Origin of the sequence: Mesorhizobium sp. M8A.F.Ca.ET.057.01.1.1 (assembly GCF_003952565.1) — a bacterium.
Classification (GTDB): domain Bacteria; phylum Pseudomonadota; class Alphaproteobacteria; order Rhizobiales; family Rhizobiaceae; genus Mesorhizobium.
This window is the reverse complement of record NZ_CP034454.1, coordinates 1979683-1991485: the sequence shown is the minus strand read 5'-3', so window position 1 is coordinate 1991485 and position 11803 is coordinate 1979683. Positions and strand designations below refer to the sequence as shown.

The window sequence follows — 11803 nt, the reverse complement described above, 5'->3', positions numbered from 1 at the left end:
TCCCCTTGTGGGAGAAGGTGGCCTCGCGAAGCGAGGTCGGATGAGGGGTGCGCCAGCTTGGCAACAAGTTCGAAATCGCACCTGCCTCATTGCTTGGCGCACCCCTCAACCGTCTGGGCGCTGCGCGCCGATCCACCTTCTCCCACAAGGGGAGAAGGAAGAACGAGCGCCCAGCCATGACCACCATCACAACCACCCCACCGCCCCGCGCCCGCAAGCTCGTCGGCGCTGGGCGCCGGCAGTGGATCGGCCTGCTCTATGTCGCGCCGGCGGTCGCGCTCGTCATGCTGTTCTTCGTCATCCCGCTCGGCATGACGGCGTGGATGTCGCTGCACAATTGGCCGCTGATGGGCGAGCATTCCTTCATAGGCCTCGGTAATTACTGGGCAATCCTGCGCGATACCAGGTTCTGGAACGCGCTGAAATTCACCGGCTACTACACGCTAATCGTCACCATCGCGATCTTCGCCGTCGCCTTTCCGCTGGCGATCTTCATCGAGCGGCCGCGCCCGTTCACCAATCTCTACCGCACCATGTTCTTCATGCCGGCGGTGGTCGGCTTTGCCTCGGCGAGCCTGCTCTGGTCGTGGCTGCTCAACGTCGATTCCGGCCTGTTCAGCCCCGCCGCCTACGACCTCGGCCTGATCGACAGGAAGTTCAACCTGCTCGCCACCTTCCAGCCGGCCTTCTGGTCGATCATCGCCATGGTGGTGTGGAAGGTCGCCGGCTTCACCATGATCATCCTGATGACCGGCCTGCAATCGATCCCGCAAGACCTGCAGGAGGCGGCCGTCATCGACGGCGCCGGGCCGTTCGCCAGATTCCGGGCGATCACCTTGCCGCTGATGCGCCGCACGCTGGCGCTGGCGCTGATCCTGTCGGTGGCGGGCTCGATCCTCGCCTTCGACCAGTTCTACATCATCCTGCGCGGCGGCCCGCGCAACCAGACGCTGACGGCGGTCTACTGGATCTTCAACCAGTCGTTCGTGTCGTTCAAGCTCGGCTATGGCGCGGCGCTGTCGATGGTGCTGCTGGTCATTCTGGTGGCGCTCAGCCTCGTCCAGCTCTGGCTGCTGCGCAAGCCCGAGGGGCTCGACTGATGGCGCAGGCGATATCAGCCAGAGGCAAGCTCGCCGCCCGCCTCGCCAGGCACTCCACCGGCATCATCGCCTCGGTGCTGTTCGTGGCACCGATCGTGTGGACGGTGCTGTCGGCCTTCAAGCCGGCGCAGGAGGCGCGCCTGCCACCGCTGCCGCCCTGGCCGACCACGGGCTTCTCGCTCGAGAACTATCAAACGCTGAACAGTTTTGGCGACGGCCTGTGGGTCTCGGCGCAGAACAGCATCTATGTCTCGGTGATGACCGTCATATTGTCGGTCATTGTCAGCGTGCTCGCCGGTTACGGCTTCTCGCGGTTTCGGTTTCCGTTCAAGGACCTGTTCTTCGTCCTCATCCTGTCGACGATCATGATCCCGTTCCAGTCGATCCTGACGCCGATCTTCCTGGTGCTGACCAAGCTTGGCCTGCACAACACGCTGACCGGGCTGGTCGGCGTCTATGTGACGCTTCAATTGCCGTTCTCGATCTTCATGATGCGCAACGCCTTCGACGCGGTGCCGCGCGAGATCGAGGAGGCCGCTCGCATGGACGGCGCCGGCAACGCCACCATGCTCATAAAGGTGATGCTGCCGCTGGTCTGGCCTGGCGTCGTCACCATCGCGCTGTTTGCCTTCCTTGGCGCCTGGAACGAGTTCCTCGCTGCCCTGGTGCTGATGACCGACCAGTCCAAATTCACGCTGCCGGTGATGATGACCGCGCTTCAGTCGGGCCGCTTCGGCGCCATCGACTGGGGCGCCGTGCAGGCGGGCGTCACCGTGATGATGGTGCCCTGCCTGATCCTGTTCCTGGCTTTGCAGCGCTTCTACATCCGCGGCCTGATGGCCGGGGCCGTCAAGTAATCGATCGAATGGAGTGAGTTCATGACAGCATCGCCATCCCCCCGGCCCGCCACCACAGCCAGGCCCAAGCTCGCCTTCCGCCCGCTGCCGGTGCCGCAGGTCGACGTGCGCGGCTTCTGGGGCGACCGCGCCGAGGCGGTCGCGACGCGCACCGCCGACATCCTTTACGACCGCTGCGTGGAGGCGCGCATGCTGGAGCAGATCGATCCCGACCGTCCCTCGCCCGGCATCGTCATTCCCTTCCACTCGCCGTCGCCCGACGAGGCCGCCTCCCCCGGCTTCACCGGCTCGACGGTGACCACGCAGATGTTCTGGGATTCCGATCTCGGCAAGACGATCGAGACCGCGGCCTATTCGCTCTACCGGCGCAAGAATCCCGAACTGGAGAAGAAGATCGACGCCGTCATCGACATGTATGGCAGACTGCAGCAGGAGGACGGCTATCTCTCCAGCTGGTACCAGCGCATCCAGCCCGGCAAGCGCTGGACCAATCTGCGCGACTGCCACGAGCTTTACTGCGCCGGCCACCTGATCGAGGGCGCGGTCGCCTACTACCAGGCGACCGGCAAGCGCAAGCTGCTCGACATCATGTGCCGCTATGCCGACCACATCGCCTCGGTACTCGGCCCCGAGCCCGGCAAGAAAAAGGGCTATTGCGGCCATGAGGAGATCGAGCTGGCGTTGGTCAAGCTGGCGCGGGTGACCGGCGAGCGGAAATACATGGAGCTGGCCAAATACTTCATCGACCAGCGTGGCCAGCAGCCGCATTATTTCGACGAGGAGGCGCGCGCTCGTGGCGCCGATCCGAAGGCCTATCATTTCAAGACCTATGAATACAGCCAGTCGCACATCCCGGTGCGCGAGCAGGACAAGGTCGTCGGCCATGCGGTGCGGGCCATGTACCTCTACTCTGGCATGGCCGACATCGCCACCGAGTATGGCGACGACACGCTGCGTGTGGCGCTCGACCGGCTGTGGGACGACCTCACCACGAAAAACCTCTACATCACCGGCGGGCTCGGTCCCTCCGCGCACAATGAGGGTTTCACCAGCGACTATGACCTGCCCAACGAAACCGCCTATGCCGAGACCTGCGCCTCGGTCGGGCTGGTGTTCTGGGCCAGCCGCATGCTCGGCATGGGGCCGAACGCCCGCTACGCCGACATGATGGAGCGCGCGCTCTATAATGGCTCCATCTCCGGCCTGTCGCTCGACGGCTCGCTGTTCTTCTACGAGAACCCGCTGGAAAGCCGGGGCAGGCACAACAGATGGAAATGGCACCGCTGCCCCTGCTGCCCGCCCAATGTCGGCCGTATGGTCGCTTCAATCGGCAGTTATTTCTACAGCCTGTCCGACAATGCGCTGGCGGTTCATCTCTATGGCGACTCCACCGCCCGCTTCGACATAGCGGGGGTGCCGGTGACGCTGACGCAGGCGAGCCGCTATCCCTGGGACGGCGCCGTCGAGATCACGGTCGAGCCGCAGGCGCCAGTGGAGTTCACGCTGCATCTGCGGGTGCCGGGTTGGAGCTCCGCTGCCAGGCTGGAAATCAACGGCCAGGCGATCGACCTCGAGGACGTGACCAGCGACGGCTACGCCGCCATCCGCCGTAGCTGGAAAAAAGGCGACCGTGTCAGGCTCGACCTCGAAATGCCGATCGAGCGGCTCTATGCCAATCCCGAGGTGCGGCAGGATGCCGGCCGCGTCGCGCTGTCGCGCGGGCCGCTGATCTACTGCGTCGAGGCGACCGACAATGACACCAGCCTGCATCGACTGACCCTGCCGCGCACAGCCGGCATCGAGGCGCATGACGAACCGGACCTGCTCGGCGGCGTGGTGACGCTTGCAGCCACGGCGCAAGCCGATGCCGGCGACGGCTGGCAGGACGGGCTTTATCGCTCCGAACCGCCGGCCAAGGTCGAGACGCGCCTGACCGCCATCCCCTATTTCGCCTGGAACAACCGCGAGCCCGGCGAGATGCTGGTCTGGCTGCGGGACGGCTGAGGTTGGCTGCAGGGCCTCTTGCGGCTTTGTTATGTCCGGCTTGACTGGGTGGCGGCGGCAGGCAGCGGTGTTTTCGACGCAGCTTGCGCGGCGCTGCCGTCGTCGACATGCGCCCAGGCTGGCCGCTCGAACAGGAACATGCCGAAATCGATGCGCTGGACGATGAAGTAGAGCACCACCGGGCTGATGGTCGAGACCAGCAGCACGGCCAGGCTGAGCATGCCGGTGTCGGTCAGGAGGCCGCTTGCGAGTGCGGCGCCACGGAAGAGCGACATCGGGATGGTGAAGGCGACATAGACGACCAGTGAGTGCTCGCCCAGCCAGCGCAGCCATTCCATGGCGGGGAATTTCGACAGGAAGCCGCCAAGCACGCACAGCGCCACGGCGCCTGCGACCGCCAAAGTGAGATGCAGCGGCGGCCATGCCGCCAAGCCCATCTGCATGCCGACCGGCTGCATGGCGTAGCCCGGCGAATAGACCAGCAGGCCGTTCACGACCGCCCACAAGGCCAAGCCGGCGACGGCCAGCGCCGGGCGGGCCTGCGTCCATTCGACGAGCCTGAACACCAGCGGCGCCATGACGAAGCCGACGTAGAAAAAGACGAAATAGGCCGCGAACTGTTCGACCGCGTAGCTGTCGGGATGCGGTGCCCACATCTGCAGGCAGGCCGCGATCGGGATGACGATCCAGGCGGGCACGGCAAACTGCCGCAGCAGTTTCGCGGCAAGGCCGAACACCGCCAGCATGTAGATGAACCACAGCACGCCATAGGGCTGCACGACGGCCATTGCGAGATCATGCAGCATGCCGGCGGGGTCCCTGCTGAAGATGCCGATCTTCAGCCCGATCGAGATGATCGCCCACAGCACGTAGAAATAGAGGTAATGAGCGACGCGCCGATCGACATAGCGCCGCCATGGCCGGTCGATCACCTGCGACAGGAAAAGCCCCGAGATCAGGAAGAATTCCGGCATGCGAAACGGCGTGGCGAAGCCGATGACATAATGGAGAAAGCCCACCCCGCCCGTGTACTCGCCGGTGTTGTAGGCCGAGTACATCATGACCACGAGGATGATCGAGAGGCCTTTGGCCGTGTCCACCCACGGCATGCGCATCGGGCTGCTGTTCATGGCGGCGAATCCAAAACCGGCCGGCCCGGCTGGCCAGCCTTCATCCGGCGCTATCTAGCACCATCAAGCTTCCCAGATCGTAAACGCGGCTGCTCGCTCGCGGCGACGAAACTATTACGGCTTTCATCGTCGGCGCTGCCCCTCACCTGCCTGCCGGCATCCTCTCCCCGTATAGTGACGGGGAGAGGGAAGCTGTTGTCAGCGTTGCAAAAAAACGCGCGCCGTTGCGGCAGCCACTCTCGCCCCGTTTACGGGGAGAGATGTCCGGCAGGACAGTGAGGGGCAGCGCCGACGGTGACCGTCACGCGCGATGACTATCACGCGGCAGACTACCTTCGCGCCTTCGACTTGTTCAAAGCCACGGCGGCGCGCACCAGCGCCTTGAAGGCCTCCTCGTCCACCTCTTCGCCTTTCTGGAAGTCGATGGCGCGCCGTGTGTTGCCTTCGAGACTGGAGTTGAACAGCCGCGCCGGATCGGGCAACGCCGCACCCTTGGCGAAGGTAAGCTTGACGACGGCCTTGTAGGTCTCGCCCGTGCAAATCATGCCGGCATCCTCCCATACCGGCACGCCGCGCCATTTCCACGTCTCGATCACATCCGGATCGGCTTGATGAATCAGCGCGCGCAACCTGGCGAGCATCTCGCCGCGCCAGTCGCCCAGTTCGCTGATCCTGCCGTCGATCAGCTCGGAGGGAGATTTGCTCGCCTGCGCATCCGTGGTCGTCATTATGTTTCTCCTTCGAACTGACAGATAGAGCGCTTACATGCGCTCGCCAGGCAACTGGCTGGCCTGCTTCACCCAGGCGCTGAACCGCGCCTCGTCCAACCCGTCGTCCTCGCGGATGTCGAGATAGCGCGTATCCCCGCTCTTGGACGGGCCCGGCGGCACCGGGTCCAGCGATTGGCCGCGAAAGAAAGCCACCTTGATGTACTGCGTGAAGCAATGGATGCCGAGGAACCAGCCCTCCCCTTCGACGCCATAGAGCGGCGAGTTCCATTTGCCGGCCTTCCGGACGCCTGGCACGGCGTGCTCGATGAGCGCGTCGAGGCGTTGGCCGACCTCGCGCTTCCAGCCCGGCATGGCCGCGATATAGGCCTGCACCGGCGCATCGCCATGGCCCTTGGCGATCCGCGGGTTGCCGCCGGAAAGCAGCTTCGGCTCAGCCTTGGCGGCTGGTTTGGTCGATTTCGCCATCCGTTCTTATCCGTTGGCGCGCTGCGCGACGCGCCCTTTCGCGACATAGGGCAGCACGAACATATAGAGGCCGCTGAACAGCAAAAGGAAGAGCGGCGGGAGCGGCGAATAGACCACCCAGGCGGGCGGCTGCCCGAACGCCATGGTGGCGAAGTTCGCGGCAACGGTGATCGTGAAAATCATCGACAGCCAGCGATGCGCCTGCCGTATCCATTTGCTCCAGTCCAATTCTGCCTCCTCTTGCGCTATTCGTTGAAACCCGGCGCCTTACCAGCGCGCCAGCTCCGTGATCTGGATGAGATTGCCGCAGCCGTCGTTCACCTGCGCGATGGTTGAGCCGGTCACCGCGGTCGGCGCCATGGCGAAGGCACCGCCATTCGCCTTGATGCGCTCATGATCGCCCTTGATGTCGTCGGTGAACAGCATCAGCGCTGGCTGGCCCTGCCTGAAGATCGCCTGCTGGTAGGTTTTGGCTGCCGGGTTGTCGTTCAGCGCCAGCTGCAATTCGGTCCCGTCGGGCTCTTCGGCCGAGACGACCGTCAGCCAGCGGAACGGCCCATTGCTGAAATCGGCCTTCTTGGTGAAGCCGAGCACGCCGGTGTAGAAGGCGAGCGCCTTTTCCTGATCGTCGACATAGATGCTGGTCAGTTTGATCTTCATCGCATTTCTCCATGGGTTTTGCTGGCGCAGAACCGCCCTGTACTACTGCTGTGTGGTTTTCAGCCTGGCCGGGAACTCTCAGTCCGTTCGCGCCAGAAGCTCTTCCAGCTTCTGCAGGAATTGCGGCCAACCGGTTTTGGCGCCGCCATAGGCCCGTCTCTGGTCGGGCCGGAAACCGGCCTGCTCCATGCGCAGATGGGTTCCCGTTGGCGTCGGAGTGAGCGTGAAAGTCACCACGCTCCTGAGATCGAAGGCCGGGTCCTGATGCGCCAGGTTCCAGGTGTAGGAGAGCGTCCTGTGCGGCTCGACGGCGAGCACCTCGCAGTCGAGCACGCCGCCCCAATCGGCGCTGATGTTGAAGCGATGACCGACGACCGGACTGAAATCGTTCTTCATCAGCCATTCCTCCATCAGATGCGGCTGCGTCAGCGCGCGCCAGAGTTTTTCAGGCGGATGGGAAATCTGCCGCTCGACGACGACAGTGCGGGTCTCCTGGGCACTATCGTTCACTGGTCCATCCTTTTGAGTAAATCCTCGAGGTCGTCGAACCGGCTTTCCCAGAACCCGGCCATCTCACGCGTCCAGTCCATCAGCGGCGCCAACGCGGCAAGCTGCGCGCTGTAATGCGTCTGGCGGCCTTCATGGCGGTCGCGCACCAGCCCCCCTGCTTGAGCACCCCCAGATGCTTCGACACCGCCGGCTGCGAGACGCCTGCCTGTGTCGTCAGCGCCCCAACCGTCTGCTCCCCTTGGCGGCACAGCCGTTCGAAGATCGCCCGCCTTGTCGGGTCGGCGAGCGTCCTGAATATCATGTCATGAGCGTCCGGCATCCGAGATCGATAACCCGTTGGCTATTGATTGACGTATAACCACAGAGATATATGTTCGTCAAGCGGAAGATTGGATGGGCAGGAGCCTACATGGTGCTATTGGCACCCAGGATCTCCTGCGCCACCAGCTCCTGCAGCTGCCACAGATTGCGGTCGCGTATGCCGCAGGCGTCGAGGTGGCGGATCGTCTCGAACAGATATTGCGCGCCCGAACCCCAGTGGCCGACGGCGCTCGCCAGCGTCGCGGCGACCGCCTGCTTGTCCAGTTTGCCGGCGTAGCGCGAATTGGCGGGATCGACGACGAAGCCGAGCGCTCGGCTCATCCCGCCTTCGGTCCTCACCCGCAGCCAGCGCGGCACGTTGACGGCGGGCAGGATGGTCATTTCGCGGCGCAGCAGCGCCTCCAGATTTTCGGCAACCGGCTCGGCGATCTCGAACACCATGCCCTGGCACTGGCCGCCACGGTCGAGCGCCATCATCAGGCCGGGCTGCTCGAGCGTGCCGCGAAAGCGCTGCACGGTGAAGCAGAATGACCGGTGCCAGCCCCGCGCCACCGCCCGTTCGCCGCCCCTCACCTCGCCGGCCGGCTTCCACAGCAGCGAGCCATAGGCGAACAGTTTCAGCGGCCCGGCGGGTGCCGAGGCCAGGATGTCGTCGCGAAACCGCGTATAATCCTGGTCGGTCATATAGACCATGCCTGGCGTCGGCCCGGCATCCTCGACCAAGCGCATGGTGCGCGCCACCAGCGCCTCGGTCAGCGCCATCGGAGGTTTGCGTGGCGCGGGTTTGCGCGGTGCGGCGGAAATCGGCTTGTTCATTTTCGTGCCTCGGCCATGGCAGCCATGTTGCCGAAGGCAGAGGGATTCTCAAGAGCCAGAACCGTTTGAACCTGGAATCGGCACTTGAGCAGTTCCGCGCAGAAGCTTGGTCGGATTCGAGAAATTCTGGCGATATTCAACGTCCCGCGCACCTACGACACCAGCGGCATCGGCACCTTCAGCCCGTCGATCAGTGCGTCGCGGAACAGCGCGATCGGACGCCCCAGCCGCCCGGCCGGCGGGCGGTGCAGCAGCCAGGCGCGCACTTGCGGCTTGAAGTCGGGGCAGTCGATCACCTCCACCGCGTCGCGCCAGCGGCTGTCGGCGAAAGCGCCCGGGGTGACGATGCCGATGCCGTGGCCGCGCACCACGAGAGACATTCTGAGGTCGACGCTGAGCGCCTCCACACCGACCTGGAACTGCAGCCTCGCGGCCTCGAAACTCTGCTTGATGAAGGCGCGAAAACCGCAGCCGTTTTCGTTCATCACCCAGGCGAAGCGCGACAGGTCGGCAAGTTTCGCCGGTTTCGGCACGCCAAGGCTGGGGGACGCGACCAGCAGCACCGATTGCGCACCGAGATCGTCGCAGACCAGTTCGTCCGGCGGCGCCAGGCCTTCGGCAAGGCACACCGCCACCGCGTCGAGCTCGCTGCGCGCCACCTGCTCCACCAGCCTTGGCGACCAGCCCGAACTGATGCGCAGCGTCAGTTGCGGAAAAGCCGCGCGCAGGCTGTCGAGCGGCAGCGCAAGTGCTGCGTCCGAGAGATAGGGCATGATGCCCAGCCGGAACTCGCCCTTGACCTCGCCTTGCGGCGAGACGCCGGCCTTCAGATCCTCCAGCGAACGCAGCACGCGGCGGCCATGCTCATAGGCCTCGCGTCCTGAGGCGGTCGGCTTCAACGGCTTCGACTGGCGGTCGAGAAGTGCCGTCGCCAGCCCGTCCTCGAGGTTCTGGATGCGGCGCGTGACACCCGGCTGGGTGAGGTTGAGCCTGGCCGAGGCGCCGACGATCGAGCCGGTTTCCACCACGGCGACGAAGGCTTCGAGATCATGGATGTTCATGCGCACCTCGCATAATCATTATCGAATTTATTGAATTGTAGCATGATAAAGCTTTGGCATAAAGTCCTTGCCCGATATGCAGCTTTATTGAGGACTTCATGCTCGATACCAATGACGGCCAAACAACCGGCCGGCTTCCGGTTCAAACCATCACCGGCCCGCAGACGCTGCTGTTTGCCGCCTCCACCGGCATCATCGTCACCAACCTGTTCGCGCCGCAGACACTGGTTGGGCTGATCGGCCCGTCGCTCGGCGCTGGCGCCGCGAGCGTTGGCCTTGTCGCCATGGCGACGCTGCTCGGCTATGCCGCCGGCCTGTTCTTCCTGGTGCCGATGGCCGATCTCGCCGAGAACCGCACCCTGATCCTGCGCATGCTGGTCGCGGCGGCATTGGCGGCCGGCGTGGCGGCGCTGGCGCCCACCATCGCCTCGCTGCTGATCGTCCTGTTCGTGCTCGGCGCCGCCTGTTCGGCGATCCAGATTCTGGTTCCGATCGCCGCCTCGATGGCCCCGCCCGGCGAGGCCGGCCGCGTCATCGGCGACGTGATGAGCGGGCTGATGATCGGCATCCTGCTGGCGCGGCCGTTGGCAAGCCTCGTCGCCGACGCCTTGGGCTGGCGCGCCTTCTACGGCCTCAGCGCCGCCGCCCTGACGCTGCTCGCCATCGTGCTCGCCTTCACGCTGCCGCGCCGGCGGCCGGTGGCGGGATCGTCTTATGGCAAGCTGATTGCTTCACTGTTCCATCTGCTGCGCGAGGAGCCGGTGCTGCGGCGCCGCGCGCTGACGGCGGCGCTGGTGATGGCGGCGTTCAGCCTGTTCTGGACGGCGGTCGCCCTGCGCCTCGCGCAGCCACCCTTCGGCCTTGGCCAGCGCGGTATCGCGCTGTTCGCGCTCGTCGGCGCCGGCGGTGCGGTGGTCACGCCTTTGTTTGGCCGCGCCGGCGACCATGGCTGGACGCGATCCGCCACCATCTTCTGCCATCTCGTGCTGATCGGCGCGCTGGCGCTCGCGGCCTGGGCCGGCTCCTCCTTGTCCGGAACGTCCTGGACGCCGCTCGTGCCGATGGGCATCAGCGCCGTGCTGCTCGATATCGGCGTCACCGGCGATCAGACGCTCGGCCGCCGCGCCATCAACCTGCTGCGGCCCGAGGCGCGCGGCCGCCTCAACGGCCTGTTCGTCGGCATCTTCTTCATCGGCGGCGCCATCGGCTCATTGCTGGCCGGTGTTGCCTGGGCCTGGGCCGGGTGGCCGGCGGTCTGCGCCATCGGCGGCGGCTTTGGGCTCGTCGCACTGCTGGTCGACTGGATCGGCGGCCCGGAATGACCGCCAGCCGGAACGACATTGCCTCATAAGCGTTGTCGGTTGGGAGGAAGTCATGAACGATGCGCCGGCAACGCCCGTCGGCAGACCGCTTTCGCCAGGCGAACTGGTCACCGTTATGTCCCATTTCCATCGCGCCGAGATCGCCCGTATGGCCGGCTGGCGTGACCGCCTCGATCGCACCAGCAATTGGGCGATCACCGTTGTCGCGGCGATGCTGTCGGTGTCGCTGTCGACGGCCAGCGCCCATCACGGCGTGCTGCTGTTCGCCATGCTGCTGGTGCTGCTTTTGTTGTGGATCGAGGCGCGCCGCTACCGCTTTTTCGACGTTTACCGCGCCCGCGTGCGCCAGTTCGAGCGCCATTATTTCGCGCAGATCTTCTCGCCGCAGCCCGATTTCGCCTCCGACTGGCTGCTGGTCGTCGGTGAGAGCCTGCGCACCCCAAAATTCCTGGTTTCGCAGCGCGTTGCGCTGGCGCGCCGTCTGCGCCGCAACTACCTGCACATGATGCTGATCCTGTTGCTCGCCTGGGTCCTCAAACTGTCGACCCCGAGCCTGATCGATCAAGGCGTGCCGGTCGGTTTTGTCGGCACAATGCGCGAGGCCGTCGGCGCGGCGGCGCTCGGTCCCATCCCGGGCGCGGCCATCGTCGCCGTGGTTGCCCTCCTCTATGCCGGCCTGCTGGCGGCCGCCTTCCTGACGCCGGGCGACGACGGCGAACTCTCCTTCGGCGACGTCCACGTCTGACCTCGATGCCGGACGCCAACAACTCGCGACGGATGGCTGCAACACAAACGTCGGCCGCGCGTTGTGATGGTCAGTCCGCGG

13 protein-coding genes and 1 pseudogene are annotated in these 11803 nt (G+C 65.0%); 5 read left to right on the top strand and 9 right to left on the bottom strand.

The annotated features are described in order from the left end of the window. Positions 1-176 precede the first annotated feature (176 nt). From EJ077_RS09025 to EJ077_RS09015, 3 genes are read left to right on the top strand one after another with little or no spacing between them, the layout of a single operon-like run. Positions 177-1100: a carbohydrate ABC transporter permease gene (locus EJ077_RS09025; protein WP_208701308.1), complete on the top strand. Its 924-nt coding sequence runs from the start codon at positions 177-179 to the stop codon at positions 1098-1100. Then, positions 1100-1957 (top strand): carbohydrate ABC transporter permease, encoded by an 858-nt coding sequence (locus EJ077_RS09020; RefSeq protein WP_127280141.1) that lies wholly within the window; start codon positions 1100-1102, stop codon positions 1955-1957. Before EJ077_RS09025 ends, EJ077_RS09020 begins: the two co-directional genes overlap by 1 nt. A 21-nt stretch (positions 1958-1978) precedes the next feature. Further along, positions 1979-3961: a glycoside hydrolase family 127 protein gene (locus tag EJ077_RS09015; protein ID WP_208701306.1), complete on the top strand. Its 1983-nt coding sequence runs from the start codon at positions 1979-1981 to the stop codon at positions 3959-3961. Positions 3962-3990: 29 nt separating this feature from the next. On the opposite strand, the gene EJ077_RS09010 is transcribed toward EJ077_RS09015, so the two are convergent. The 9 genes and pseudogenes from EJ077_RS09010 to EJ077_RS08970 form a co-directional block, all read right to left on the bottom strand. Continuing rightward, positions 3991-5091: an acyltransferase family protein gene (locus EJ077_RS09010; protein WP_208701304.1), complete on the bottom strand. Its 1101-nt coding sequence runs from the start codon at positions 5089-5091 to the stop codon at positions 3991-3993. A 329-nt stretch (positions 5092-5420) separates the two neighbouring features. Beyond that, entirely contained in the window at positions 5421-5819 is a 399-nt protein-coding gene (locus tag EJ077_RS09005) for a DUF1801 domain-containing protein (RefSeq protein ID WP_208701302.1), read from the bottom strand. Between the two features lie 33 nt (positions 5820-5852). Further along, positions 5853-6287, bottom strand: a complete 435-nt coding sequence (locus EJ077_RS09000; RefSeq protein ID WP_208701301.1) for a DUF1801 domain-containing protein — start codon at positions 6285-6287, stop codon at positions 5853-5855. Between the two features lie 6 nt (positions 6288-6293). Next, positions 6294-6515: a hypothetical protein gene (locus tag EJ077_RS08995; protein WP_135867369.1), complete on the bottom strand. Its 222-nt coding sequence runs from the start codon at positions 6513-6515 to the stop codon at positions 6294-6296. Between the two features lie 39 nt (positions 6516-6554). After that, the gene (locus tag EJ077_RS08990) at positions 6555-6947 is read right to left on the bottom strand and encodes a VOC family protein (RefSeq protein WP_208701299.1); all 393 of its coding nucleotides are present in this window, start codon (positions 6945-6947) and stop codon (positions 6555-6557) included. Between the two features lie 78 nt (positions 6948-7025). Then, a complete protein-coding gene (locus EJ077_RS08985) occupies positions 7026-7457 on the bottom strand; it encodes an SRPBCC family protein (protein WP_208701297.1) in 432 nt (143 codons plus the stop codon). Beyond that, positions 7454-7776 (bottom strand): annotated as a pseudogene (locus EJ077_RS08980) (ArsR/SmtB family transcription factor). The gene EJ077_RS08985 and the pseudogene EJ077_RS08980 overlap by 4 nt, the downstream one beginning before the upstream one ends. A gap of 86 nt (positions 7777-7862) precedes the next feature. Beyond that, positions 7863-8594, bottom strand: a complete 732-nt coding sequence (locus EJ077_RS08975) for a gamma-glutamylcyclotransferase (protein WP_208701295.1) — start codon at positions 8592-8594, stop codon at positions 7863-7865. A 152-nt stretch (positions 8595-8746) separates the two neighbouring features. Beyond that, positions 8747-9655 (bottom strand): LysR family transcriptional regulator, encoded by a 909-nt coding sequence (locus EJ077_RS08970; protein ID WP_208701293.1) that lies wholly within the window; start codon positions 9653-9655, stop codon positions 8747-8749. A 98-nt stretch (positions 9656-9753) separates the two neighbouring features. On the opposite strand from EJ077_RS08970, the gene EJ077_RS08965 reads away from it, so the two are divergent. Further along, positions 9754-10977 carry an MFS transporter gene (locus EJ077_RS08965; protein ID WP_208701291.1) on the top strand — a complete coding sequence of 408 codons (1224 nt, stop codon included), beginning with the start codon at positions 9754-9756 and terminating at the stop codon, positions 10975-10977. A 52-nt stretch (positions 10978-11029) separates the two neighbouring features. After that, positions 11030-11722, top strand: coding sequence for a DUF2270 domain-containing protein (locus tag EJ077_RS08960; RefSeq protein WP_208701289.1), 693 nt, complete (start codon positions 11030-11032; stop codon positions 11720-11722). The last annotated feature ends 81 nt before the right edge of the window (positions 11723-11803 follow it).

Excerpts from the sequence above, each read along its gene's own strand:
- EJ077_RS09010 (WP_208701304.1), bottom strand. The coding sequence starts at position 5,091 with ATGAACAGCAGCCCGATGCGCATGCCGTGGGTGGACACGGCCAAAGGC.
- EJ077_RS09020 (WP_127280141.1), top strand. The coding sequence starts at position 1,100 with ATGGCGCAGGCGATATCAGCCAGAGGCAAGCTCGCCGCCCGCCTCGCC.
- EJ077_RS09015 (WP_208701306.1), top strand. The coding sequence starts at position 1,979 with ATGACAGCATCGCCATCCCCCCGGCCCGCCACCACAGCCAGGCCCAAG.
- EJ077_RS09025 (WP_208701308.1), top strand. The coding sequence starts at position 177 with ATGACCACCATCACAACCACCCCACCGCCCCGCGCCCGCAAGCTCGTC.
- EJ077_RS08965 (WP_208701291.1), top strand. The coding sequence starts at position 9,754 with ATGCTCGATACCAATGACGGCCAAACAACCGGCCGGCTTCCGGTTCAA.
- EJ077_RS08975 (WP_208701295.1), bottom strand. The coding sequence starts at position 8,594 with ATGAACAAGCCGATTTCCGCCGCACCGCGCAAACCCGCGCCACGCAAA.
- EJ077_RS08970 (WP_208701293.1), bottom strand. The coding sequence starts at position 9,655 with ATGAACATCCATGATCTCGAAGCCTTCGTCGCCGTGGTGGAAACCGGC.
- EJ077_RS09000 (WP_208701301.1), bottom strand. The coding sequence starts at position 6,287 with ATGGCGAAATCGACCAAACCAGCCGCCAAGGCTGAGCCGAAGCTGCTT.
- EJ077_RS08960 (WP_208701289.1), top strand. The coding sequence starts at position 11,030 with ATGAACGATGCGCCGGCAACGCCCGTCGGCAGACCGCTTTCGCCAGGC.
- EJ077_RS09005 (WP_208701302.1), bottom strand. The coding sequence starts at position 5,819 with ATGACGACCACGGATGCGCAGGCGAGCAAATCTCCCTCCGAGCTGATC.
- EJ077_RS08990 (WP_208701299.1), bottom strand. The coding sequence starts at position 6,947 with ATGAAGATCAAACTGACCAGCATCTATGTCGACGATCAGGAAAAGGCG.